Origin of the sequence: Streptomyces sp. NBC_00820 (assembly GCF_036347055.1) — a bacterium.
In the GTDB taxonomy this organism is placed as follows: Bacteria; Actinomycetota; Actinomycetes; order Streptomycetales; family Streptomycetaceae; genus Streptomyces.
In genome coordinates, this window is record NZ_CP108882.1 from 531,458 (window position 1) to 555,233 (window position 23,776).

Annotated in this window: 23 protein-coding genes and 1 pseudogene; 11 read left to right on the forward strand and 13 right to left on the reverse strand. The window is 73.5% G+C overall.

Annotation, left to right across the window (positions count from 1 at the left end; translation table 11 throughout):
* Positions 1 to 99 precede the first annotated feature (99 nt).
* From OIB37_RS02500 to OIB37_RS02510, 4 genes and pseudogenes are all read right to left on the reverse strand, one after another.
* Positions 100 to 705, reverse strand: coding sequence for a MarR family winged helix-turn-helix transcriptional regulator (locus OIB37_RS02500; protein WP_330455835.1), 606 nt, complete (start codon positions 703 to 705; stop codon positions 100 to 102).
* Positions 706 to 904: 199 nt separating this feature from the next.
* Positions 905 to 1,075: pseudogene (locus OIB37_RS36235) on the reverse strand (MASE1 domain-containing protein); the annotation flags it as partial.
* Between the two features lie 223 nt (positions 1,076 to 1,298).
* Positions 1,299 to 2,129 carry a PP2C family protein-serine/threonine phosphatase gene (locus tag OIB37_RS02505; RefSeq protein ID WP_330455836.1) on the reverse strand — a complete coding sequence of 277 codons (831 nt, stop codon included), beginning with the start codon at positions 2,127 to 2,129 and terminating at the stop codon, positions 1,299 to 1,301.
* Between the two features lie 126 nt (positions 2,130 to 2,255).
* Positions 2,256 to 3,488, reverse strand: a complete 1,233-nt coding sequence (locus OIB37_RS02510) for a hypothetical protein (protein WP_330455837.1) — start codon at positions 3,486 to 3,488, stop codon at positions 2,256 to 2,258.
* Positions 3,489 to 3,773: 285 nt separating this feature from the next.
* Here OIB37_RS02510 and OIB37_RS02515 point away from each other — a divergent pair, with 285 nt between their 5' ends.
* Positions 3,774 to 5,228 carry a glyceraldehyde-3-phosphate dehydrogenase gene (locus tag OIB37_RS02515; protein ID WP_330455838.1) on the forward strand — a complete coding sequence of 485 codons (1,455 nt, stop codon included), beginning with the start codon at positions 3,774 to 3,776 and terminating at the stop codon, positions 5,226 to 5,228.
* 152 nt (positions 5,229 to 5,380) lie between these two features.
* On the opposite strand, the gene OIB37_RS02520 is transcribed toward OIB37_RS02515, so the two are convergent.
* Entirely contained in the window at positions 5,381 to 6,334 is a 954-nt protein-coding gene (locus OIB37_RS02520) for a LysR family transcriptional regulator (RefSeq protein ID WP_330455839.1), read from the reverse strand.
* A gap of 149 nt (positions 6,335 to 6,483) precedes the next feature.
* Here OIB37_RS02520 and OIB37_RS02525 point away from each other — a divergent pair, with 149 nt between their 5' ends.
* Both OIB37_RS02525 and OIB37_RS02530 read left to right on the forward strand, forming a co-directional pair.
* A complete protein-coding gene (locus OIB37_RS02525; RefSeq protein ID WP_330455840.1) occupies positions 6,484 to 7,053 on the forward strand; it encodes a TetR/AcrR family transcriptional regulator in 570 nt (189 codons plus the stop codon).
* A gap of 65 nt (positions 7,054 to 7,118) precedes the next feature.
* Positions 7,119 to 8,321, forward strand: a complete 1,203-nt coding sequence (locus OIB37_RS02530; protein WP_330455841.1) for a GDSL-type esterase/lipase family protein — start codon at positions 7,119 to 7,121, stop codon at positions 8,319 to 8,321.
* Positions 8,322 to 8,406: 85 nt separating this feature from the next.
* On the opposite strand, the gene OIB37_RS02535 is transcribed toward OIB37_RS02530, so the two are convergent.
* Positions 8,407 to 9,066 (reverse strand): class F sortase, encoded by a 660-nt coding sequence (locus OIB37_RS02535; protein ID WP_330455842.1) that lies wholly within the window; start codon positions 9,064 to 9,066, stop codon positions 8,407 to 8,409.
* 118 nt (positions 9,067 to 9,184) lie between these two features.
* Positions 9,185 to 9,778, reverse strand: coding sequence for a hypothetical protein (locus OIB37_RS02540; RefSeq protein ID WP_330455843.1), 594 nt, complete (start codon positions 9,776 to 9,778; stop codon positions 9,185 to 9,187).
* A gap of 487 nt (positions 9,779 to 10,265) precedes the next feature.
* Here OIB37_RS02540 and OIB37_RS02545 point away from each other — a divergent pair, with 487 nt between their 5' ends.
* From OIB37_RS02545 to OIB37_RS02565, 5 genes are all read left to right on the forward strand, one after another.
* Positions 10,266 to 11,141 carry an SCO6745 family protein gene (locus OIB37_RS02545; protein ID WP_330455844.1) on the forward strand — a complete coding sequence of 292 codons (876 nt, stop codon included), beginning with the start codon at positions 10,266 to 10,268 and terminating at the stop codon, positions 11,139 to 11,141.
* 266 nt (positions 11,142 to 11,407) lie between these two features.
* Positions 11,408 to 12,244 (forward strand): fructosamine kinase family protein, encoded by an 837-nt coding sequence (locus OIB37_RS02550; protein ID WP_443058251.1) that lies wholly within the window; start codon positions 11,408 to 11,410, stop codon positions 12,242 to 12,244.
* 202 nt (positions 12,245 to 12,446) lie between these two features.
* Positions 12,447 to 12,638 (forward strand): putative ATP-grasp-modified RiPP, encoded by a 192-nt coding sequence (gene tgmA, locus OIB37_RS02555; RefSeq protein WP_330455846.1) that lies wholly within the window; start codon positions 12,447 to 12,449, stop codon positions 12,636 to 12,638.
* Between the two features lie 17 nt (positions 12,639 to 12,655).
* Positions 12,656 to 13,639 (forward strand): ATP-grasp ribosomal peptide maturase, encoded by a 984-nt coding sequence (gene tgmB / locus OIB37_RS02560; protein ID WP_330455847.1) that lies wholly within the window; start codon positions 12,656 to 12,658, stop codon positions 13,637 to 13,639.
* Positions 13,640 to 13,674: 35 nt separating this feature from the next.
* Positions 13,675 to 14,571 (forward strand): Gfo/Idh/MocA family protein, encoded by an 897-nt coding sequence (locus OIB37_RS02565; RefSeq protein WP_330455848.1) that lies wholly within the window; start codon positions 13,675 to 13,677, stop codon positions 14,569 to 14,571.
* A gap of 21 nt (positions 14,572 to 14,592) precedes the next feature.
* On the opposite strand, the gene OIB37_RS02570 is transcribed toward OIB37_RS02565, so the two are convergent.
* Together OIB37_RS02570 and OIB37_RS02575 are read right to left on the reverse strand one after the other, a co-directional pair.
* Positions 14,593 to 14,922, reverse strand: coding sequence for a hypothetical protein (locus OIB37_RS02570; RefSeq protein WP_330455849.1), 330 nt, complete (start codon positions 14,920 to 14,922; stop codon positions 14,593 to 14,595).
* A gap of 45 nt (positions 14,923 to 14,967) precedes the next feature.
* Positions 14,968 to 15,876, reverse strand: a complete 909-nt coding sequence (locus OIB37_RS02575) for a GNAT family N-acetyltransferase (protein ID WP_330455850.1) — start codon at positions 15,874 to 15,876, stop codon at positions 14,968 to 14,970.
* Between the two features lie 354 nt (positions 15,877 to 16,230).
* On the opposite strand from OIB37_RS02575, the gene OIB37_RS02580 reads away from it, so the two are divergent.
* Complete coding sequence (locus OIB37_RS02580) at positions 16,231 to 17,349, forward strand: PP2C family protein-serine/threonine phosphatase (RefSeq protein WP_330455851.1); 1,119 nt, start codon at positions 16,231 to 16,233, stop codon at positions 17,347 to 17,349.
* Between the two features lie 45 nt (positions 17,350 to 17,394).
* On the opposite strand, the gene OIB37_RS02585 is transcribed toward OIB37_RS02580, so the two are convergent.
* Both OIB37_RS02585 and OIB37_RS02590 read right to left on the reverse strand, forming a co-directional pair.
* Positions 17,395 to 17,835 (reverse strand): Lrp/AsnC family transcriptional regulator, encoded by a 441-nt coding sequence (locus OIB37_RS02585; protein ID WP_330455852.1) that lies wholly within the window; start codon positions 17,833 to 17,835, stop codon positions 17,395 to 17,397.
* Between the two features lie 4 nt (positions 17,836 to 17,839).
* Entirely contained in the window at positions 17,840 to 19,189 is a 1,350-nt protein-coding gene (locus OIB37_RS02590; protein ID WP_330455853.1) for a transaminase, read from the reverse strand.
* A gap of 345 nt (positions 19,190 to 19,534) precedes the next feature.
* Here OIB37_RS02590 and OIB37_RS02595 point away from each other — a divergent pair, with 345 nt between their 5' ends.
* Entirely contained in the window at positions 19,535 to 20,002 is a 468-nt protein-coding gene (locus tag OIB37_RS02595) for a hypothetical protein (protein WP_330455854.1), read from the forward strand.
* A 4-nt stretch (positions 20,003 to 20,006) separates the two neighbouring features.
* Here OIB37_RS02595 and OIB37_RS02600 read toward each other — a convergent pair whose 3' ends face one another.
* Positions 20,007 to 20,402 (reverse strand): hypothetical protein, encoded by a 396-nt coding sequence (locus tag OIB37_RS02600; RefSeq protein ID WP_330455855.1) that lies wholly within the window; start codon positions 20,400 to 20,402, stop codon positions 20,007 to 20,009.
* 307 nt (positions 20,403 to 20,709) lie between these two features.
* On the opposite strand from OIB37_RS02600, the gene OIB37_RS02605 reads away from it, so the two are divergent.
* A complete protein-coding gene (locus OIB37_RS02605; protein ID WP_330461754.1) occupies positions 20,710 to 22,008 on the forward strand; it encodes a serine hydrolase domain-containing protein in 1,299 nt (432 codons plus the stop codon).
* 141 nt (positions 22,009 to 22,149) lie between these two features.
* Here the strand turns inward: OIB37_RS02605 and OIB37_RS02610 are convergent, their stop codons facing one another.
* The gene (locus OIB37_RS02610) at positions 22,150 to 23,712 is read right to left on the reverse strand and encodes a helix-turn-helix domain-containing protein (RefSeq protein WP_330455856.1); all 1,563 of its coding nucleotides are present in this window, start codon (positions 23,710 to 23,712) and stop codon (positions 22,150 to 22,152) included.
* Positions 23,713 to 23,776 lie beyond the last annotated feature (64 nt).

Consider the following 23,776-nt stretch of genomic DNA (forward strand, 5'->3'; position numbering starts at 1 on the left):
GGCCGGGCGTGGTGTCGCGGTAGCGGGCGGAGCGGGCGAGCAGCCACCCGCGCGTGCCGCCGACCGAACGGGTGGCCGTCCGCGCGGGCCCGTACCCGTTCACAGCCGTTCCGCCAGTCGGTCGAGGAGCGGCAGGGCGGCTCGCAGGGTCTCGCGCTCCCCCGGGGTGAACTCGTCGAGGGCGTGGGCGAGCCGCGCGACGGACTCGGAACGGCGCTCCGCCAGCATGGCCCGGCCCTCGTCGGTGACCGACACGATGGCCCGTCGTCCGTCGGCGGCGTCGGGGCTGCGGCGGACCAGCGCGCGCTGTTCGAGACCGGCGAGGGTGGTGGCCATCGCCTGGGGGCGGACGCGTTCGAGTTCGGCGAGCGAACCGGGCGAGTCCGGTCCCCCGGCGGCGAGTCGCGCCAGCACCGAGATGCCGGAGAGGGAGACGTCTCCCACCGCGTGTGCCTGCCGCAGGCGGCGCACCGTCCGGCCCATGGCCAGCCGCAGGGCCGCGGCCAGCGACACCGACTCCCGCGAGGGCTCCGGGTCCGGCGAGGGTTCCGGGTCCGGCGAGGGTTCCGGGTCCCGCGAGGGCTCCGGGTCCCGCGAGGGTTCCGGGTCCCGCGAGGGTTCCGTGTCCCCGCGTGGGCCCGGATCACCGGAGCGTCCCGGCTCCCCTGCCCGGCCGCCGGAGGGGCGGGTACCGTCCGCGGTCATGTCCTCCACGTCCATAGTTACTAACATTAGATTTATCAGCCTGGACTGTTCAACAGGACGACGGACATCGGCCGGCGACGGACGCCGGACATCGGCCGATCCGAGTGGCCGAGGGATCCCGCCGGCCCACCCGTCCAGGCCGGATCACCTGGCTCCGCCGGGCCGTGGCCGGTCGTCGGTCTCCGGGTACGGGCGGGCGCAGGGCGGCGACGGCGACGCCGGTGGGCGGCCAGATGGGGGTGACCACGGCGCCGTCGACAGCGAGCCGGCGCAGCAGTCCGAGCCGCCCCGCCGCGTAGTAGCAGGCGGCGACGGCCAGGACCCGGACGACGTAGCCGCCGGTCCGACGCGGATCCGGGAAACCCACCACAGCGCCATCTCACACCGCGGGCCCGCCATCGGCGAGGCGAGTGCCACCGGGCCGGGTTCTCTGGCCGCACCTCGGGTACGGCCGCTCGCGGGCCGCCGCTGCCACGCCGGACACCGCCTCCAGCGGCCCACGTCTCCGGCGGACCGCGCCCCCGGCCGCCCGCACCCGGCAGTCCGCGCCCGCACGGCCGCACGGCCCGGGTCGCCGCGTCCACGGCTGCGTCCTACGGCTGCGGGCCCGGTTCGTCGTGCCCCACGACGAGGACGGCGGCATCGTCCTCGTGTCCCACACTCTCCGCGCCCCTGATCACGGCGGCGGCCAGGGCGTGGGCCTCCAGTCCGGCGACGGCGGCGATGCCCGCGAGGCGGACCACCCGGTCGAGGCCTTCGTCGACGCTGAGCGAGGGGCCCTCGACGACACCGTCGGTGAGCAGGACGAACACGCCGCCGGTGGTGAGTCGGTGCCGGGAGACGCGGTACTCCATGCCTCTCGCGATGCCGAGCGGCGGCCCTCCCTCGTCGTCGACGACGCCGGACTTGCCGTCCGCCGTGGCCCAGACGAACGGGATGTGTCCGGCCCGCGCGCTCTCGAGGATCCCCGTGACCGGGTCGAGGCGGATGAACGTGCAGGTGGCGAACAGTTCGCTGCCCAGGGAGATCAGCAGATCGTTGGTCCGGCCGAGGAGTTCGCCCGGCTCGCCGGTCACGGAGGCGAGGGCGCGCAGCCCGGCTCGGACCTGGCCCATGAAGGCGGCGGCCTCGATGTTGTGGCCCTGCACGTCGCCGATGCACAGCCCGACCCGGCCGTCGGTCAGCACGAAGGCGTCGTACCAGTCGCCGCCCACGTTGAGGCCGTGGCAGGCGGGCGCGTACCGCACCGCCAGGTGCACGCCGGGCACCCGGGGCAGGTCCCGCGGCAGCATGCCGCGTTGCAGGGCCGTGGCCAGCTCGACCTGCGCGCGCTGCAGCTCGGCCCGCTCGCGCGCCTGGGCGGTGAGCCAGCCGAGCCTGGCCAGCAGTTCGTCGCCGTCGTCCGTGGTGCGCTTGCGGTGCATCGGTCACTTCCGGCTGAGCGGGAGTCTTCGAGAGCGAACACTTGAATTTTACCGTTATGAGGTGATCGCACCTCGGCGGAACGCGATCTCCACGGCTCCGCGCGCGACCCGCCGGCCCCGCTCCCCCTACAGCGGAGAGTGGGCAACGACCATCACATAGGCCCCGTAGAGCAGGGATACGACGGCCAGGGCGCCGCCCACCAGCAGGGCCCGGGCGGGGCGGACCCGCCAACTGCGGGCGAGGGCCCGGGCCGGCGGGACGAGGAGCGGGAAGACGGGCAGCAGGAAGCGCGGCTTGGAGGAGAAGGAGCCGGAGCCGCCGATGACGAGCAGGATCAGGACGCCCGCGAAGACGACGAGGACGAGCGGGGCACGGTCCAGGCAGAGCAGCCCGAACAGCACCAGGCAGACGACGACGATCACCAGCGCCATCGGGTAGACGACGCCTCCGCCGTACAGGAACAGCGCCCCGAGGAAGCGCACGGCGCCGGCACCGAAGTCGAAGCGCGAGTCCCAGGCGCTCTGCACCCGGAAGTACCCCCCGAGCAGGTCGCCGGTCCGTAGCCCCACGCAGAGCACGTAGCCGAGCCAGCCCAGCGGGGCGAGCAGGGCACCCGCCCACAGCCGGGCCGGTACCCGGCCGCGCCGGCGCAGCGCCTCGTACACGGCGGCGACGCACACGGCCACCGCCACCGCGAATCCGGTCGGCCGGGCCAGACCGGCGAGCGCGGCCAGCGCACCGGCCCACAGCCAGCGCCCCTTGAGCACGCAGTACAGGGACCACGCGGCGAGCGCGGCGAAGAGGGATTCGGTGTAGGCGATGGTCAGCTCGACCGCGTGCGGCAGTACGGCCCACAGGGCGACCAGGGCGGTGGCGACGGCACGACCGTACAGATGGTGACCGATGGCGTAGACGCCGTACGCCGCGACGATCGCGGCGCCCCAGGCGACCATCAGGCCGGCCTGGCCGGGGGTGACGAAGGGGAGGAAGACGGTCACGGCCCGGACGAGTGCGGGATAGAGCGGGAAGAACGCCCAGTCGGTCTGCACCGCGCCGGCCGGCGTGATCCAGATGAGGCGGCCGTAGCCGTGGGTGGCGATGTGCAGGTACCAGCGCGAGTCCCAGGAGTGGGCGAGGATCCTGCCCGCCGGGTGCCCGTCGAGGTGGGCGCCGACAATCACGGCGGCGACCCCGGCCAGCCTGACGGCCGCGAACAGCGCGAGCGCGAGCGGCGCGCCGCGCGGAACCCGGCCACGGGCGACGCGGGGCAGCACCGGCCGTGCGACCCGGGACAGCGCGGGGCGGAGGAGGCCGGACGGCGCGGCCCGTTCGGGCCGGGATGCGGAAGACGTACTCACTCTCCGACCTTGGTCACGCCCACACGGCCGTGCAATCCACGACCCGGGTTTCGCGCGGTCTTTAACCCTGATTCAGGAACGGGGGCGTCCGGGGCGGGTGTCGGGGACGGGAGTCGGGGACGGGAGTCGGGGTGGAGTCGGGGACGGGCGCCGGAGGTGTCCGGCTGCACCCGGAACGTAAATCAGGGCAACCCGGACCGTGGTGACCCTCACACAAGATCCCCGGAGAGATCAAAGTAGGGTGTGGCTACCATATGAGCGCCGCCTAGCTCGAAAGTTAGATCTGTGACTGTCAACGACGACTCGTTCACCAACTGGATGCACCGCGAGGAAATCGCGGAGTCGATGATCCCGCTCATCGGGAAGCTGCACCGCGAGCGGGACGTGACCGTCCTGCTGCACAGCCGCTCCCTGGTGAACAAGTCGGTGGTCAGCATCCTGAAGACGCACCGCTTCGCCCGGCAGATCGCCGGCGCGGAGCTGTCGGTCACCGAGACCATGCCGTTCCTGCGAGCCCTGACCACCCTCGACCTCGGGCCCTCGCAGATCGACCTCGGCATGCTCGCCGCCACCTACAAGGCCGACGACCGCGGCCTGAGCGTGGCGGAGTTCACCGCGGAGGCCGTCGCCGGCGCCACGGGCGCCAACAAGATCGAGCGCCGCGAACCGCGTGACGTCGTCCTCTACGGCTTCGGCCGCATCGGCCGGCTCGTCGCCCGCCTGCTGATCGAGAAGGCCGGCTCCGGCAACGGCCTCAGGCTGCGCGCCATCGTGGTGCGCGGCGGAGGCCCCCGGGCCGCCGGTGACCTCGTCAAGCGCGCCTCGCTGCTGCGGCGCGACTCCATCCACGGCCAGTTCCAGGGCACCATCACCGTGGACGAGGACAGCAGCACGATCCTGGCCAACGGCAACGCCATCAAGGTGATCTACGCCGACGACCCGTCCGCCGTGGACTACACCGAGTACGGCATCCGGGACGCCATCCTCATCGACAACACCGGTAAGTGGCGCGACCGCGAGGGCCTGTCCAACCACCTGCGCCCCGGCATCGAGAAGGTCGTGCTGACCGCGCCGGGCAAGGGCGACGTCCCGAACATCGTGCACGGCGTCAACCACGACACGATCAAGCCCGACGAGCAGATCCTGTCCTGCGCCTCGTGCACCACCAACGCGATCGTGCCCCCGCTGAAGGCCATGGACGACGAGTACGGCGTGCTGCGCGGCCACGTGGAGACCGTCCACTCGTTCACCAACGACCAGAACCTGCTGGACAATTACCACAAGTCCGAGCGTCGCGGCCGTTCCGCGCCGCTCAACATGGTGATCACCGAGACCGGTGCCGCGTCCGCGGTGGCGAAGGCGCTGCCCGACCTCAAGGCTCCGATCACCGGCAGCTCGATCCGCGTCCCGGTCCCGGACGTCTCGATCGCGATCCTCAACCTCCGGCTGGCCCGCGAGACCACGCGCGAGGACGTCCACGACTACCTGCGGGACATCTCGCTGACCTCGCCGCTCAAGCGCCAGATCGACTTCACCACGGCGCCCGACGCGGTCTCCAGCGACTTCATCGGCTCGCGCCACGCCTCGATCGTCGACGCCGGCGCCCTCAAGGTCGACGGCGACAACGCGATCCTCTACCTCTGGTACGACAACGAGTTCGGCTACTCGTGCCAGGTCGTCCGGGTCGTCCAGCACGTCTCGGGCGTGGAATACCCGACGTACCCGGCCACGGCGGTCTGACGCCCCGGGCTCACCGACACGGTACGCACGCGGCCGCCGACCGGGGTTCCGGTCGGCGGCCGCGTGCGTTCGCGGGGGGGGCGTGCGCGGGAGTGGGCGCGTGCGTGCGCGGGGAGGCGTCTCGTCCGATAAGGCCGGTGCCTCCGCGCCCGCTACGCCCCCGCGCCGGTCCAGGTGCGGGAGGCCCAGGCCCTCAGGTGCGGTGCCTGGGCGACGAGATCGCGGTAGGCGGCGGTGGCCGACTGGAACAGCGCGTCCACCACGTCGTCCGTGACCGCGTCGGGCCGCCACGCGAGCACGTACCGGCACCACAGGGGCGAGCCGGCCAGCGGCTTGACCAGGACGTTCGGGATGGGGCGCAGCGTCGGCTGCACCATGGAGACACCGAGGCCGTCCGCGATCATGCTCTGCAGCTGGGTCGGGTCGCCGAGGAACTCGTGCACGGCGACCGGGGCGAACCCGGCGGCCGCGCAGGCGTCGTGGAACACGCCGGGCCAGCCCGCGCCGTCGTCCGGGGTCAGGAACCACTCGTCGGCGGCCAGGTCCGCGAGCTGGACCTGCGCGCACTGGCGCAGGCGGTGCCGGGCCGGCAGGGCGACGAAGGTCGGCTCGGTGACGATCCCGCGGTGCCTGACGGCGGCCGAGTGACGCAGTTCCATGCCCGGGTAGTCGGCGGCGATGGCCACGTCGGCCGCGCCCTCCTCCAGCAGTTCCACGATGCGCGAGGAGGCGTAGACGCTGGTCATGGTCAGGGACAGTTCCGGCAGCCGGGTGCGGGCGCGGGACATCGTGCCCGAGAGCATGGGTGAGTTGGTCGCGGCCACGCGCAGCGTCCGGCGCGCGCGGGCCGCGGCCGGGCGGTGACCGATGGCGTCGGCGCGGGCCAGCACGTCACGTGCCTGAGCCACGACCTCGGCGCCGTACGGCGTCGCCCGCGCGCCGCTCGCGTCCCGGTCGAAGAGCGGCTCGCCCAGATGGCGCTCGATGCGCCTGAGCTGGGTGCTCACAGCCGGCTGCGTGTAACCCAGCAGCGCGGCGGCGCGGCCCACACTGCCCGTGTCGGCGATCGCGCACAGCACACGCAGATGCCGAAGCTCCAGCTCCATTCGCTCCACTCCCCCGTTCCCGTCCACGGCCGGTCCATTGTGCCTCCACCCGCGCCGGTCGCGACCCTCCACCCGACTACAGCCTCGCTGTATTTGCCTAAAGGTTTTAGGCGCACGCATAATCGCTTCTGGACAATGGGAGGTACTTCATGGCGCGTGCGGGTCTGACGACGGAGCGTCTGGTGCGGGCGGGAGCGGAGCTGGCCGACGAGGCCGGCTTCGAGCAGGTGACGGTGTCGGCGCTGGCCCGGCGGTTCGACGTGAAGGTCGCGAGCCTGTACTCGCATGTGCGCAACTCGCACGACCTGAAGAGCGGGATCGCCCTGCTCGCCCTGGAGGAGCTGGCCGACCGGGCCGCCGACGCCCTCGCGGGCCGGGCAGGCAAGGACGCCCTGACCGCCTTCGCGAACGCCTACCGCGAATACGCCCGGGAACACCCCGGCCGTTACGAGGCGGCCCGGTACCGGCTGGACCCGGAGACGGCCGCCGCGAGCGCCGGCGGGCGGCACGCGGAGATGACCCGGGCGATCCTGCGCGGCTACGACCTGGCCGAACCCGACCAGACGCACGCGGTACGCCTGCTGGGCAGCGTGTTCCAGGGTTACGTCACCCTGGAGTCGGCCGGCGGGTTCAGTCACAGCGCGCCGGACTCCGAGGAGTCGTGGACGCGGATCCTCGACGGCCTCGACACCCTGCTGCGCGGCTGGCCGGCGCCCTGACCGCCTCCGCTCCCCCACCGGGTGCCCCGCCTCACGACCTTCCCGACTCCTCGACAGGCTCACTCATGCCCACCACGCCCACGCCCACCACGCCGTACGCCTGGATCACCACGCCGCTCACCGCCGCCCTCGTGCGCGGCGCCCAGGACCTCGAGCGCACCCCGCGCGGGCTGCTCCCGCACCGGCTGCCCGCCTGGGCCCGCGCCCAGTGCGCCGACCCGCAGCTGCTCATGGCGGAATCCCAGCCCTCCGGCGTACGGCTGGTCTTCCGTACCCGCGCCACCGCCGTCGAGCTGGACACCCTGGCGACCAAGCGCGTCTACGCCGGGGCCCCGCCGCGCCCGGACGGCGTGTACGACCTCCTCGTCGACGGACGCCCGGCCGGCGCCGCGAGCGTCAGCGGCGGCGACACCCTGGAGATCGACCTGACCACCGGCTCCGCCGAGCTGCGGTCCGGCCCGGTGGGGACCGTCCGCTTCACCGGCCTGCCGGGCCACGCCAAGGACGTCGAGATCTGGCTGCCCCACAACGAGACCACCGAGCTGGTCGCCCTGCGCACCGACGCGCCCGTGGAGCCCGCGCCGGACCGGGGCCGCAAGGTGTGGCTGCATCACGGCAGTTCCATCAGTCACGGCTCCGACGCCGCGACCCCGACCACCACCTGGCCGGCGCTCGCCGCCTCGCTCGGCGGGGTGGAGCTCATCAACCTCGGGCTGGGCGGCAGCGCCCTGCTCGACCCGTTCACCGCTCGCACACTGCGCGACACGCCCGCCGACCTGATCAGCCTCAAGCTCGGCATCAACCTGGTCAACGCGGACCTCATGCGGCTGCGCGCCTTCGGCCCCGCGGTCCACGGCTTCCTGGACACCGTCCGCGAGGGACACCCCGACACCCCCCTGCTCGTGGTGTCACCGATCCTGTGCCCCATCCACGAGGACACACCGGGCCCCAGCGCACCGGACTTCGCCGCCCTGAGCTCCGGGCGGCTGCGGTTCCGGGCCTGCGGGGACCCCGCGGAACGGGCCCAGGGGAAGCTGACGTTGAACGTCATCCGGGAGGAACTGGCCCGGATCGTGCGGGAGCGGGCCGCCGCGGACCAGAACCTGCACCTGCTCGACGGACGCGACCTGTACGGGGCCGCCGACTTCGCCGAGCTGCCGCTGCCCGACGGCCTCCACCCGGACGCCGCCGCGCACCGCCGCATCGGCGAGCGCTTCGCCGAGCTGGCCTTCGGACCGGGCGCCCCCTTCGCGGCCTCCGCCAGCTGAGCCGTCGAGCCCTGGCGGCCCCACGCCCCCGGCAGGCGCCGCACCGGGCCGCCGGCCCGTACCCGGCGGGGCCGGCACCGCCGCGTCACACGAGATGGGCGAAGACCACCAGGTTCTCCGTGTAGTCCTTGGCCGAGTGGTCGTAGTCGCCCGCGCAGGTGATGAGCCGTACCTCGGGGCGGGCCGCGTCGTCGTACACGCGCTTGCTGGGGAAGTCGTCCTTCTCGAAGGTCTCGGCGCTGTCCACGACGAAGTTCGCCGTACGGCCGTCGGCCCGTTCCACGGAGAACCGGTCGCCTCGCTCCAGGTCGTCGAGGTTGGCGAAGACGGCCGCGGAGGTCGTGGTGTCCACGTGCCCGGCGATGATCGAGGTGCCCTTCTCGCCGGGTGAGACGCCCTTGGAGTACCAGCCGACCAGGTTGGTGTTGCCGGCCGGCGGGGGCTCGAGCTGGCCCGAGGCGCCGATGACGAGGGCGGTGAAGGGGGCGTCCACGGTGATCTTCGGGATGCGCAGCCGGGTGGGCGCGGAATGGGGCAGCGCCTGGCCCGCCTTGGCCGGGTCGGTCGTCGCGCCGCCGGCCCGGAAGGTGCCGGAGGCGTCGTGCGTACCGCGGTGGCCGCCGAGCACGCTGAATGCGAGGACGACGATCGCCACACCCCACAGCGTCAGCCGCCCGCCGCGGCCCGGGTTCTGCTCGTGCGACGCCGGTGCGGCGGAGCGCGGGGAGGAGGGATCTGCTGCCATCGGACACCACCTCACTCGGGCACGGCAGCACAGGGACCGGACTGCGGGTGGCGCGGGCCGCCGGCACGGAAAGCGCCGGCGGCGGCCGCAGCACCCGGGATACGGGACACGGGGACGGTCAGGAGGCCGAGCCGCCGGTCCTGCGGCGCAGCGCGTACAGGCCGGTGACGCCTACGGCGAGTACGGCGAGGCCGCCCGTGGTGACACCCGAACCGGCCAGGGCGCCGCCACCGGTGTGCATGCCGCCGCGCGGCTCGTCACGGCCGCTGTCGCTGTCGCGGTCGCCGCCGCCCGAGTCGCCCTTGTCGCGCCCGCCACCGCTGTCGCTGTCGTCGTCACCCTTGTCCTTGTAGGTCTCGGGGTCGAACCTGCTGTCGTCGTCGGACCCTCCGCTGTCGCTGCGGACCGTCGCGAGGGCACCGCCACCGGTGTGCATGCCGCCGCGGGGCTCGTCACGGCCGCCGCTTCCCTTGTCGTAACCGCTGTCGGAGTCGTCGTCGCTGTCGGAACCCTTGCCGCGGTTGCCGCTGTCGGAGCCCTTGCCACTGTCGGAGCCCTTGCCGCGGTCGCCGCCGGAATCGCTGTCGTGGTCGCTGCTGTACGAGGAGTCGTCCCGGCTTCCGCCGTCCGCCGCGAGGGCGGCACCGGGCGTCGCGAAGGCGAGCGCCGCGGAGGCGGCCGCCGAAGCGAGAAGAATGCGGGCAGAGCGCATGTCGGTGTCCTTCCGCCGTGACCGGGCAGCGGATCCGTCATCAGCTGAAGAGACCGGCCTCGACATGACCCACCGTCGATCAGGCCGCTGCCGCGCACCATCCAGGCCGCCCAGCCGGGTCACCGCTCCACCCGTCTGTCCCAGCGACACGCCGCAACACCCCCCGTTCGGCCCCTGCGGAGTCACCCGTCAGCACGCCCCCGCTCCGGGCACGAACGAGCGTCGCGCGCCCCGGGGAACGGCGGTGCCGAAGGTATGCCCGGCGGTGTCCAGCCGCGCCGCTCCCAGTACCGATTCCCGTACCGATGCCGGTGCCGCCGTCCTCTCGTGGCGTGCCCGGGTGCCGCGACCGGGGCGGGCGGGGCGGGCTCGTCGCCCCCTGCGGCCGGTGTCCGTGGGCGAGTTCGGCACCCCCCTTGTCATGACAATCGTCAAAGCCCAGGCTGGGTGCCGACAGTACGCAGGAGCGGCACGGTAGGAGGACTCGGTGGCGGACGGATTCGCGCGGGCGATGTGGGAGCGGTACGAGCCGGTGCACAGTCTCGTGTACTTCACGCCCGAGGCGATGGGGGTCGCGGACGGGCTGGGGCTGCGCGGGTACTGGATGGGGTACTTCGCGCTGCGGGCCGCGCCGCTCGGCGCGGTGGGGCCGGCCGTGGTGACGAGCAGTTTCTTCGTCTTCCACCCGGACCGCGTGCGCCGCGCGCTGCCCGACGCCTGGGCGTACGCCGCTCCGGGGGACGCGCTGTTGGGCCGGTGGGAGGCCATGGACGCGGCGATGACCCGCATGCTGGGGGCGGACGTGGCCGCGTCGGCGGAACTGGCCGAGGCCGCGGACCTCGCCTGGGAGGCGGCGGCCGCCGCGGACACGACGGGCCGGGTCCTGGCCGCGGCGAACCAGGCGCTGGAGCGGCCGCGGCGGCCCACCGTCCGGCTGTGGCAGGCGTTGACGACCCTGCGCGAGCACCGGGGCGACGGGCACTTCGCGGTCCTGGTGAGCCAGGGGCTCGGGCCGGTGGAGGCCATGGTGCTGAAGGCGGCCGCCGGGGAGTCCGACGGCCCGTTCCTGCGCGAGACGCGGAAGTGGGAGGCGGCGGCGTGGGAGGCGGCCGGGGAGCGGCTGCGTGAGCGTGGCCTGCTCGCGGCGGACGGATCGCTCACCTCGGCCGGGACCGCGCTGCGGGCGCGGGTGGAGGCGTCGACCGACGCGGCCGCCGAGGGCCCCTGGACCGCGCTCGGCGCGGACCGCTGCGCCCGTCTCGCCGAACTGCTGGAGCCGTTGACGCACACCGCCGAGACCTCGGGGCTGTTCCCGCCCGGCAATCCGGTGGGACTCACCCGGCAGCGGTTCGCGGGCAGGTGACACCGGCCCGGCTCCCCGTGAGTCAGGCTCTGGTGCGTCAGGTCCCGAGGGGTGGGGTCCGGCCGGTCGGGCTCTGACCGGCCGGGACCGGCAGGGTCGGCCCCGGCCGGTTACGCGTCCCGCCGGTCACCGGCGGACCGTCCGGACGGCCGGCGGCTCCGGCCGTCCGGATTCCGTCGTCGCAACGGCCGAAGTTCGCTGCGTGGCGGCCCTTTTGCCGGACGTACGCTGGGCGCGTGGTCGAGCGAGACGAGGATCCAGGGCAGGTGGCGTCACGGCTCACCGGGCGCCGGGTCACGGGTGCGTGGCCGCCGTCCGGGTCACCCGCCGAGGTGACCCTCGCGGACGGTACGACGGTGATGGTCAAGCGCGGTGACGGCCCCGGCGCGGTCCGCGCCGAGGTGGCGGGACTGCGCTGGCTCGGCGCGGCGGGAGCCGTGCGGGTGCCGGAGGTGCTCGGCCATGACGAACGGTGGATGGTCTCCGAACGCGTACGGACGGGACAGCCCGCTCCCGGGGCGGCGCTGCGTTTCGGCCACGCCCTGGCGACGCTGCACGCGGCCGGGGCACCCTCGTTCGGGGCGCCGCCGCCGGGCGGGCCTGCGGCGGCGTACATCGGTCTCGCGCCGATGCTCAACGCGCCGGGCGCGGACTGGCCTTCCTGGTACGCCGAACACCGGGTGCTGCCCTACCTGCGGGACGCGGTCGACGCCGGAACCGTCCGGCCCGGCGAGGCCGCCCTGGTGGAACGGGTGTGTGAACGGCTGCCGGAGCTGGCGGGACCGGCGGAGCCGCCCGCGCGGCTGCACGGCGACCTGTGGAACGGCAATGTGCTGTGGGGTGCCGACGGCGAGGTGCGGCTCATCGACCCGGCCGCGCACGGCGGGCACCGGGAGACGGACCTGGCGATGCTGATGCTGTTCGGCTGTCCGCATCTGGACCGCGTGCTGGCCGGGTACCGGGAGGCGGCGGCGCCGGCCGACGGCTGGCGGCGGCGGGTCGGCGTGCATCAGCTCTTCCCACTGCTGGTGCACGCGGTGCTGTTCGGGCGGGGGTACGCGGAACAGGCCCTCGCGACGGCGCGCGACGTGCTGGGGGCGTGAGACGGCGGTCGTGACGTCCGTGGGGCCCGCCGGTGCCTGTTCACAAGTTCGCCGGTTCCTGGCGCAGCCTCCTCACCTTTTTCGGCGTCCTTGTACCTGACGCCCCCGACCGCCCTTCCCCCGGCTCCGGTTACGGAGGGTGAGGAACCCAATCGCCCGTTCGAATCGTATAAGGACGTGAAGGCCGAATCAGGGAGAGAACATGCAACCGTTCACGCTCAACTACGCGCGGCCCGCTGTGCAGTTGGACGTCACCGCTCCGTACGCGTATGACGCCGGACTGCAGTTGAACGTCCTCCCGGACGGGCGGATCGCCGCCACCGACCACGCGACCCTGCGAGCCCTGGGGACGACGACCTCCACGGCGGGGTCCAAGACACACTTCGACGACTGAACGCGGGCCCGCTGAACATGACCGTGCTCATCCTGACCAGTGAAGAGGACGTGACGGCGGACCTGGTGGTGCTCCGGCTGGGCGAGGCGGGCGTGCCCGTCGTCCGTCTCGACCCCGCCGACCTCACCCACGGGGTCGCCCTGTCGGGCGAGTACATGCAGGGCACCTGCGGCGGGCATCTCTCCGTCGGCGGGCGCCTGGTGAGCATGAGCGGCGTGCGCTCGATCTGGGTGCGCAGGCCCGGGAGGGCGGCCCTACGCGCCGCCCAGCCGTCCGCCTGGCTGACGGAGGAGTCCACCCAGGCGCTGTACGGCATGCTGCGCTGCACCGGGGCACGCTGGATGAACCACCCGGACGCGGCCCACCGCGCCCGTCACAAGCCCTGGCAGCTGTGGCTGGCGCAGCGCAGCGGGCTCGCGGTGCCGGCCACGCTCATCACCACGTTCCCACAGGCGGCCCGGGAGTTCGCCGAGCGTTTCCCGGACCTGGTGGTCAAGCCGGTCTCCGGAGCGCATCCGCAGGAACCGCCGCGCGCGGTGCCGACCAGCCGGGTCGCGCCGGACACCGACTTCACCGCGGTCGCCTACGGTCCGACCCTGCTGCAGCGGCGGGTCGCCAAGCGGGCCGACATCCGGCTGACGGTCGTGGGGGACACGCTGCTGGCGGCCCGCAAGCAGGCCGATCCGGATGCCCACCCCGACGACGTGGACGTGCGCTTCGCCCCCTCGGCCTCTCCCTGGCGGCCCGTGGAGGTGCCCGCGCAGGTCGCCGGGGCCGTACACCGGTACATGGCGGGTGCCGAACTGGCCTACGGTGCCTTCGACTTCGCGGAGGACACGGACGGGATCTGGTGGTTCCTGGAGTGCAATCAGTCGGGCCAGTTCGGGTTCGTCGAGCTGGACACCGGTCAGCCGATCGCCGCGACGATCGCGTGGTGGCTGGCCGGAGACGGAGAACCGTCGCAGCCGTATGTCAACGGTGAGCGGGACACGGCGCCTTGACGCCGTGGAGCCCGGATCGGAGAAGGGAACGCGACATGCGCATCGGACTGCTGGGAACGGGCCCCTGGGCCCGCGCGGCCTACGCCCCCGCCCTCGCCGGGCACCCCGGCCTGGACTTCGCCGGAGTGTGGGGCCGGCGCCCGGAGGCGGCCGGCGCCCTCGCGCGGGAGTACGGCGTGCGGGCGTACGACGACGTGGACGCCCTGCTGGCCGAGGTGGACGCGGTGGCGGTGGCACTGCCTCCGGCCGTGCAGGCCGCTCTGGCGGTGCGTGCGGCACAGGCGGGCCGCCATCTGCTGCTGGACAAGCCCCTGGCGGTGGAGGCCGCCGAGGCGAGGGCCGTCGCCGAGGCGGCCGAGCGGGCCGGGGTCGCCTCGGTGGTGTTCTTCACCACGCGTTTCCAGAAGGAACCGGACGCGTGGATCGGGGAACAGGCCGCCACGGCGGGCTGGTTCACGGCGCGCGCACAGTGGCTGGGCTCGGTGTTCACCAGTGACAGCCCCTTCGCCGACTCGCCGTGGCGGCGCGAGAAGGGCGCGCTGTGGGACGTGGGCCCGCACGCGCTCTCCGTCCTGCTTCCGGTCCTCGGTGACGTACGGCAGGTCCTGGCGGCGGCGCACGGGCCCTCGGACACCGTGCACCTGGTCCTCGACCACGCCACCGGTGCGTCCAGCACCCTGACGCTGAGTCTGACGGCGCCGCCCGCGGCGGCCGGCGCCGACGTCGAGCTGCGCGGTGAGAGCGGGGTGTCCCTCCTGCCGAGGAGCACGGAGGGGGCGGTCCCCGCTCTCACCCGCGCCGCCGACGCCCTGCTGACCTCCGCCCGCACCGGCCGCCCGCATCCGTGCGACGCGGCGTTCGGTGTCCGCGTCACCGAGATCCTGGAGACAGCGGAGTCCCACCTGGCCGGCGCAGCCTCCGTCTCCGCCTAGAGCCTTCCCGCGGTCCGCCGCCTACCCGTCCTCGAACGGCTCGTCGCTCCACCGGAACCAGGCCCGGTCCCCCTCGATGTGCAGCAGGAACTCGGGGACCGGGCCGTCCGGTGAGGACAGAGACACCCGGGCCTGTATCTCGTCGTAGGCGGACTCCCACTGGGCCCAGCCCGCGTCGTCCTCCGGGTCGGCCAAGGCGAGTTCACGGGCGAAGAGGTCCCGCACGGCGGCGAAGCCGGGGCCGGCGGTGAACCGTCCGGACAACCAGGGGAAGCCGGCCTCCTCGATCCGTATCTCGCCGACCGCCACCTCTCCTGCGTGCACACGCCAGACCGCCCCGTCGTGGCCCATCGGCCTCCCCCTCGTTCCGCTTCCGCTCACCGCTCCGTCAGCATGTCACCCGGCACTGACATCGCCTTCGGCCCAGAAGTTGAGACGCTCGCGGACGACGGGATAGCCGGCCTGGGTGAAGTGGGCGGCCATCGGGAAGTTGCCCTGGTCGGTGGCGGCGGCGATGAAGTCGGCGCCGCGTTCGACGAGGTGGTGGGTGCACTCGGCGAGGAGGTCGTAGGCGTAGCCGTGACCGCGCTGCTCCGGCAGGACACCGATGAAGCCGACGCAGGGACCGGAGGGATTGCGGGCGGGAACGTGGATGCCGACCAACGCGCCCTCGGGTGTGCGGGCGACCCGCCACCACTCGCGCGGTGACGGCATCCACCGGAAGACGTCGAGTTCCTCCCGGGCCGCCTGGTCCACTCCGCCCTGTGCGACGGCCCGGCGGGCGTGGGCGTCCAGCGTGACGGATTGGATGCGGCACAGGGCGTCGTAAAAAACGGCGTCGTCCGGCTCCGGCGAGAAGAGGAGGCGGCCGGGGCGTTCGGGCAGACCCCGGTCGGGGGTCCAGCGGTACACGAGGCGTTCCGCCAGCGGTTCGTACCCGGCCAGGCGGGCGGCCGTGGTGCGGGTGGCGACGGCGGCCCGCTGCCCGGGGACGTCCCGCCAGCCCGGGGGCAGGTCGAGTTCCAGTTCGTCGGACCGCCAGGGCGCGCTCCTCAGGAGTTCGGCCCCCGCGTCCTCCTCGCCCTCGGCGACGTCGAACCAGTTGATCAGGAGCGGCCGGTCGTCGTCGGGGCGGCCCCACCAGGCGGCACGGGCCACCGGCCGGCCGGCGCGGAGGGCGACGCGTTTCCAGTCAGGGCGGTGATGGGTGCTGCGGTGCTTCTCACGGAAGCCCAGCGGGTCGGGCAGCATGTCGAACAGGTGCGCACTGCTCTCGTCGAGCGTGCGGATGACCGGTGCGGTCATGGTTTTCCTCCGGGACGCGTACGTGGTGCAGCGCTCCCGGTCCGGTCAGACGTGGCACGCCCGGGAAACGGGGAGGGAGGAGCGCTGGATGACAGGGACCTGCATGACGCTCGCCTCCTTCCGTCCGTCTCGGGCGTGGTGGTCACGGTAGGCGGGCGGGCGGGCGAGCGTCCACTCCTTTTCCTGAACCGTCCTCCACTTTTCCTGAACCGTCCTCCACTTTTCCTGGGCCGTCCTCCGCCGTCCTGCGTCGCTTCTCCCCCGCCTTCGCGTCCGTGTCCCGGCCGTCCCCCGCCGCGGGCGTCCGCCGTGGTGGACCGCGCCCCCTGCCCGGCGGCGGCGTAGCGTGGGCATGTGAGATCGGTGCGCGGCTGGTCGTCGCGTCGAGGCCGGGAGGACCGCGGCTGGCTGCGGGGCGCGCCACCGCCGTGGTGGGTGCGCGCGCTGCCGGTGCTGCTGCTGGTGGCGGTGTCCCTGGCCGCGAGGGTCACGTCCCACGCGCGCGATCTCGGCTTTCTGCTCGGTGCGATCCCGCCGCTCGCCGTCCTGTCGTACGGACCGTGGGGAACCGCCGTCCTCGGCGGCCTGGTGGTCCTGGCACTGAATCTGCCGGCGACGGAGCTCAACCGTCCCGGCAACACCGATCTGCTCACCATCGTGTTCGTCTCCCTGCTGAGCGTGTTCGTCTCGTTCGTGCGCAGCCGGCGGGACGCCCAACTGAACACGGAGCACGCGATCGGAGAGGCGGTGCAGCGGGCCGTGCTGCCGCCGCTTCCGGAGCATGTCGGTCCGGTCGGGTGCGCGGCCTTCTACCGGGCGGCGCAGGACGGGACGCTGGTGGGCGGCGACTTCTTCGACGTGCGCGACGGGCCGTACGGCGTGCGGGCGGTGATGGGCGATGTGCAGGGGCACGGACTGGCGGCGGTCACGACGGTGGTGTCGCTGCTCGGCGCGTTCCGGGAGGCGGCGCTGGACCAGCCGGAGCTGGAGCGCGTCGCCGCCCGGATGGATCGCAGGCTCTCGGTGGACTCGGCCGGTGTACGGCACGCGGAGCTGTTCGCCACCGCGCTGCTGCTGGAGTTCTCCGGCGACGCGCGCACGGTGCGGGTGGTGGCCTGCGGTCATCCGCCGCCCGTGCTGCTGCACGAGGGGCAGGCCCGGGAGGTGACCGTCCCGCCGTGTCCGCCGCTGGGCATCGGGCTGGTCGGCGTGGACCCACCGAAGGAGGTGACCGTGACCCTGGCCCCGCGGGACCGGCTGCTCGTGGCCTCCGACGGCTTCTGGGAGGCGCGCAACGCCTCCGACGCGTTCTACCCGCTCCCCGAGCGCCTCACCGAACTCGCCGGCACCGACCCCGCCGAGCTGCCGGACGCGGTGTGGGCGGACCTGACGCGGCTGGCGTACGACGTCCGCGACGACGCCAGCATGCTCGTGCTGACGCCCGCGCCGCCGCTCCACTCACCGCTCCCCTGACCGATCGGGCAGTTCGGGCGCCAGGACCCGCCACCGGCACGGACGTCAGCCCACGTCCCACAGGAACCGGTGGGTGTGGATCCCGTAGTACGGGAAGGACTGGATCTCGCGGACGCCTTCGAGGGGGCGTACGACGTCGTTGACGAAGTCCAGCAGGGCCTGCGGGCCCGGCGCCACCACCTCGGCGAACAGGTCGAACCCGCCGGAGGTGAGCACCGCGTAGACGACCTCGGGGCGTTCGGCGAGGACGTCGGCCACCGTGCGCGGGTCGCCGTCGGCGGTGATGCCGAGCAGCGCCATGGCCTGGCCGCCCATGGCCATGGGGTCGGTGACGCCGACGACCTGAACGGCCCTGGTGTCCAGCAGGCGTTGCAGGCGCTGGCGCGCCGCCGAGGCGGACAGGCCGACCTTGGGGCCGAGGTCGGCGTAGGCGACACGGCCGTCGGTCTGGAGTTCGCGCAGGATGGCCCGGTCGATGTCGTCCACGGCTTCAGCCCGCCAGTTCGGTGAGGGCGGCGGCGAACACCTCGGTGTGGGTGTCGACGTCCTGTTCGGTGGTGTCGGGGCACATCAGCGCCATGTTGTGGAACGGGGTCAGCAGGATGCCGCGGTTGGCCAGGTAGAGGTGCAGGAAGTCCTCCAGCTCCGGGTCGGCGGCGGCCTCGGACTCGGTGCCGGTGCGGGGCGCCGGTGAGGTGAAGCGGTACTCGGTACGGGCGCCGAGGCGGCTGACGGACCAGGGCAGTCCGTGGGCCTCGATACCGGCGCGGACACCCGCCTCGAAGCGTTCGGAGAGCTTCGACATGCGGGCGAACGCCTCGTCGGTGAGCACGTGTTCCAGGGTGGCCCGCGTCGCGGCGACGGACAGGGCGTTGCCGGCCAGGGTCCCGCCGACGCCGCCCATGTCGACCAGGTCCAGGTCGGAGCGGGCCAGCAGCCGCTCGGCGAGGTCCGCGGAGAGGCCGTAGGCACCGGCCGGGATGCCGCCGCCGATCGCCTTGCCGATGGTGAGCAGGTCGGGCTCCAGGTCCCAGGCGGCCGTGCAGCCGCCGGGACCGGCCGAGAAGGTGTGGGTCTCGTCGTTGATGAGGAGGGTGCCGTACCGCAGCGTCAGCTCCCGGACGCCGGCGAGGTAGCCGGGCTCGGGCAGGACGATGCCGATGTTGGTGAGCGCGGGCTCCATCAGGACGGCGGCGACGTCCCCGTGGGCCAGTTCGCGCTCCAGCCCGGCGAGGTCGTTGAACTCGGCGACCCTGCTGGTCAGTGTGACGTCGCAGGGGGCGCCGACGTTGCCGGGGCGGGCGGTGCCGGTGCCGTCGGGGCCCACGACGATCAGGGACTCGTCGACGCTGCCGTGGTAGGAGTAGCTGTTCACCAGGATCTTCGGGCGCCCGGTGACCGCGCGGGCGAGCCGGATCGCCCACCGGTTGGCGTCGGTCGCGGTGAGCGAGAAGCTCCAGCGGGACAGGCCGAAGCGACGGGTCAGCTCGGCGCCGACCCACTCGGCGTCCTCGGTCGGCAGCATGGCGGTGGCCCCGCCCAGCTCGCCGAAGCGATGGTGCACCGCCGCCGTCACCGCGGCGGGCGAGTGCCCGGCCATCGCCCCCGTGTCACCGAGGCAGAAGTCGATGTACTCGTGCCCGTCCACATCGGTGACCCGGGCGCCACGCGCCCCCGCCAGGTAGCGCGGAAACGCGCCGGCGGTCTTGTTCATCCAGGTCATCGGCACCCGCCCGAAGAGGTGCTCCGCCCGCGCGTACGCCGCCCGCGAGCGCGGGTTGCGATGTGCGGCCTCGGCGCTCTCGCGGGCCAGGAGGGCGGGCAGACGTGTGCGGTCCATGGAGTACCTCGATGAGTGCGGCGGCGACGGAACGGCGCGAGCGTACGACCGTGTGCGTGGTGGCGACAAGACTTCGCGCGTGAATCGGCTGTCGGCACGCACGAATCGATCGCGCTGCGGACTCGCGTCACTCGACGGAGTGGCGCACCCTTTTACCCCGACTGACGAACCGGCACACGGAACTCGAACGCAACCACTCAAACGCCACTCTTCGCCACCCCTTCCGCCACGTAGAAATATCTACGAGCATGCATATGCCGGGTTGGCGTGCGATCGCACGGAGTGCCCCGGCACAGCCGGTCCCCGCGCTCCCGCGCGGCGAGTGACGATCACCCGGAGCAGTACATGACGAACACGATGTGGACGCGCGGCGTGGAATGGCTCGCCGCGGCCGCGCCCGATCCCCGCGCGTGCAAACGGGACTGGGACCACGGGGAGGGCGTCGCGCTGCTGGAGGCGGGCCGGTTCTGGGACGTCCTGAGCGTGCCCGAGCGACTCGGCCTGCTCGCCCTCGACCTGCTCTGGCTGCCCTCGCCGTACGTTCCGGGGCCGACTCTGGTGGACAGCGCGGCGGAACGGGTCGGGTTCTTCCTCCCGCCGGACCCGGCCGACGGCTGGGTGGGCGCCGGCCTGCGGTACGCGACCAGGGGCTCGTGGGTCGCCGTACCCCCGCCGTACCGGCCGGCCCGCTCCCTGGAGTGGCTGGTCCCACCGGACGGAACCGGCACGCTGCACCGGCCCGGCCCCCTGGAGGCGGCCCTGCGCCAGGCCAACGGCAGGCTGGCCGTGCTGGCTCCGTCGTGGGGACCGTAGTGGCTCACTCGCGTGCGCGTTCACCCTCGGGTCGCGCGCGGGGCGCGAACCGTGCCCGCGCCGTCCGGGGGACGTCCGGGTCGCCGGGTACGGTACGCCCCCGGATCCGCCACTCCGAGACGAGCTGGGCGTAGATCGGCTCACGGGTCCGGTCCACCGGGGCGCTGCGGAGGGTCCGGGCTCCCCGGGCGGTCCGATGGCCGCGGGCCGTCGGGGTTCCGCGGGCCGCCCAGGCCGTCCCGTCCTTGCGTACGGTTCGGCCCACCGGGACCGTGCCGCCCGCCCGGGTCTCACGTTCCGTGTCGCCCGCATCGCCCGCGCCGTCCGGGCCGCCCGTCCGGTCCTTGCGATCCGTGCGGTCCGTGCGGTCCGTGCCATCCACGTCGTCGATGACGTTCATGCCCGGGCAACGCCGCGGACGTGCCGTCGGTGCGCTCCAGGGCGTCCGCTCACCGGCTCGGGTGAGCGGACCCCTCGAACGGAGGGTTCCGCCCGTGCGACAAGCATCCCGCGGCCGGGGCCCCGCGCGCCGCCCGGGCCGGGGCGCCGAGGGCCACCCGTCCGGCCGACGGGCGTGGCGTGGTGAGCGCTCCTATGCTGGGGGGCCAGGGCTCCGACGTCTCGCCCACCGCACGTCCACCTCTCGCGCACGTCCATCTCTCGCGTTCCTGGAGTTCTCGCGTGCTTGGAGTCAGCCCATGTCACGTATGTCAGCACGTCTGCGCGGTCTACGCAGGGGGGTCACAGTCGCCGCCGTGGTGGGGAGCCTGACGGTACCTCTGGCCGGCGCCTCCGCCGGGGCCGCGCCGGCCTCCACGCCCACCACGCTCGCCGGCTCCCCGCTCTCGGTGTTCACCGCCGATCCGCCCGGCCCCACCCCCTCGGCCAGCCCCACCCCCTCGCTCCCGGGCACCGGTGTCCGGGAGCTCACCCCGGCCGTGGCACGCCGGCTCGACGCCGCCGTACGGGACGTGATGCGCGAGGCGGACATCCCCGGTGCGACCGTCGGCATCTGGACGCCCGACAAGGGAAATTACGTCCGCACGTTCGGCGTCGCCGACAAGAGCACCGGCCGGCGCATGACGCCGGACCTGTCCATGCGGATCGGCAGCGAGACCAAGACGTTCACCGTGACCGCGCTGCTGCAACTGGTGGACCAGGGCAAGGTCGGCCTGGACGACCCGATCGGCAAGTACGTCGACGGCGTGCCGAACGGAAACCGGATCACCCTGCGGCAGCTGGCCGACATGCGCAGTGGGCTGTTCAGCTACTCCGACAACGACGACTTCGTCAAGGCCCTCACCTCCGACCCCGAACGCAGTTTCACTCCCCAGGAGTTGCTCGACTACTCCTTCGGGCACCCGGTGCTGTTCCAGCCGGGGCGGAAGTTCTCCTACTCCAACACCAACCTCATCCTGCTCGGTCTGGTCGTCGAGAAGGAGAGCGGACAGCGCCTCGGTGACTTCATCGGGCAGCACATCCTCGAACCCGCCGGTCTGAAGCACACCGTGTTCCCGTCCGGCGCCGAGTTCCCGAACCCCCACGCGCAGGGGTACACGAACCAGACGGCCGACGGGAAGGTCGCGAACGCGACCGACTGGAACCCGTCCTGGGGCTGGGCGGCCGGCGCGATGATCTCCCGGCTGGACGATCTGCGGGTGTGGGCGCGCACGCTGGCGACGGGCGAGCTGCCGGACGGCGGCCGGCTGGTGAGCGCGGCCACCCAGCGGGAGCGGCTCAAGATGCCGCCGACCATGGTCCCGGGCGCCGCGTACGGGCTGGGCATCTTCGACGTGCAGGGCTGGATCGGCCACAACGGCTCGCTGCCGGGCTACGAGTCCTTGACCGTCTACCTGCCGTCGGCGCGGGCGACCCTGGTGGTGCTCCTGAACACCGACATCACCCACAAGGGCCAGGAGCCGGCCACTCTGCTGGGCAGGGCGATCACCACGATCGTCTCCCCCGACCACGTCTTCAACCTGCCCGCCGCCCCCGCGGCCAGGTGAGGTCCGGACCCACTGGGCGCCGGAACCGCGCGCGGGGCCCCGACCGGTCCCCCGTGCCGGTCGTGCCCCGCTGACACGGAACTTACGTGCGACGCGCGGGCACGGCTATCGCGCCGGTGCCCTCTCGGGGGCGGTGAGCACTCACCTGTGCACAGGTGAGTCCGCTTGGTCCGCGTTCGTCCCGCCGAGCGCGGGGGCGGTGAGCGCCCCGGTGGCCAGGTGGGCGAGGACGACCTCGTACAAGTCGGTGCCGCCGGCCAGCAGTTGCCGTTCCAGTACGGGTTCCGCGGCGCGGACGTGCTCGCGCACGGTCTGGGCGTGGACGCCGAGATCCCGGGCGGCGCGTTCGGCGTTCGCGTCGGCCGCGATCCAGGCGCGCAGGGTACCGCGCAGGTCGCGGCCGTCGCCGTCCAGCCTGGCGAGGAGGTCCCGGGCCCAGACGCGCGGCGCGGCCGAGCCGAGCAGCCCGCCGAGGCCGCCGGGCCCGCGGGGCGTGGGCGGGGGCTTGTCCGTGCCGTCAGGGCCGTACGGACCACAAGGGTCCTGTACCGCCTCGTTGTTGAGTGCGAGGCGGACTGCGGCGCGGGAGGCGAGATCGGAGAAGTCGGTGCCGAGGAGCGCCTCGACGCGGTCCATGCGGGCGCGGACGGTGTTGCGGCTGACGCCGAGCACCTTGGCCGCGTTGACGGCGGTGAAGTCCAGGCCGAGCCGGGTGGTGGCGAGCAGCTCGGCGCGGACGTGGTGGGGCAACGTGTCGAGCGGGCGCAGTACTTGTGCGGACCAGGCGCGCAGACCGGTGGGCTCCAGGAGGCGTTCGGGGTGGGTGCGTGCGGCGTAGACGGCGGCCTGGTCCGGACGGAACCGGGCGACGGCGAGGGCGCTGACGGCCTGTCCGTAGGCGGTCGCGGTCCGGGCGAGGCGCTGGCGCAGGCTGCCGCCGAGGAAGGTGTCGGGCCGGCCGTCGAGGAGGGAGCGCAGCCGGTCCCCGGCCGTCGGTGCGGGGCTGACGACGATGACGTGGCCGTCCATGGCCGGGCAGCGCACGACGAGCGCCCGCCCCTCGGTGACGTCCACGCAGGCCTCGGCGAGGGCGTCCCGCTCGGCCGGGGAGCCCTCGACGACGTACACGCGGGCGGTGTCCTGTTCGAGCAGGCCGGGCCACAGGCCCGCGGCGACCCGGCGGGCGGAGACGATGTCCTCCACCATCAGCAGTTGCAGGATCGCCAGCCGCAGGTCGGCCGAGGCGCGCCGCAGACGGCGTCCCGCCTCCGTCAACTCACCCTCTCTCAGCAGGAGTTCGAGGATGCCCGCGGTGCGGTGCACGATCTCGGCGGTGCGCCGGTCGAAGGGTTCCGGGCGGGCCACGGCCAGCACCGCCGCGGCGGCCGCCGGAACCTGTCCGGTGTGCCGTATGCCGACCAGGCGGACCTGACGCCCGCCGTCGTCCAGCGCGGCCGAGGAGATCCGTCCGGTGAGCAGGTCGGCGAGCACGGTGTCGTCGAGCGGCAGTCGCTCGCCGGCGAGGAGGCCGCCGTGCGCGTCCTGAAGGCAGACGGACGCTCCGACGGTCCGCCCGAGCCAGCCGACGACCCGCCGCGGATCACGTCCGGCGGGGCGCAGATGGTCGAGCAGCTGTTCCGCCCAGGTGCCGTCGGGGTCGTACGACCGCTGGGCGCGGGGGTCCTCGTCGGCTCGGCCGGCCACGTCGCCCTTCTCCTCATCGTCGTGTTGACCTCGGCGTTCCGACGCCGGACGTTACCCGAGACAC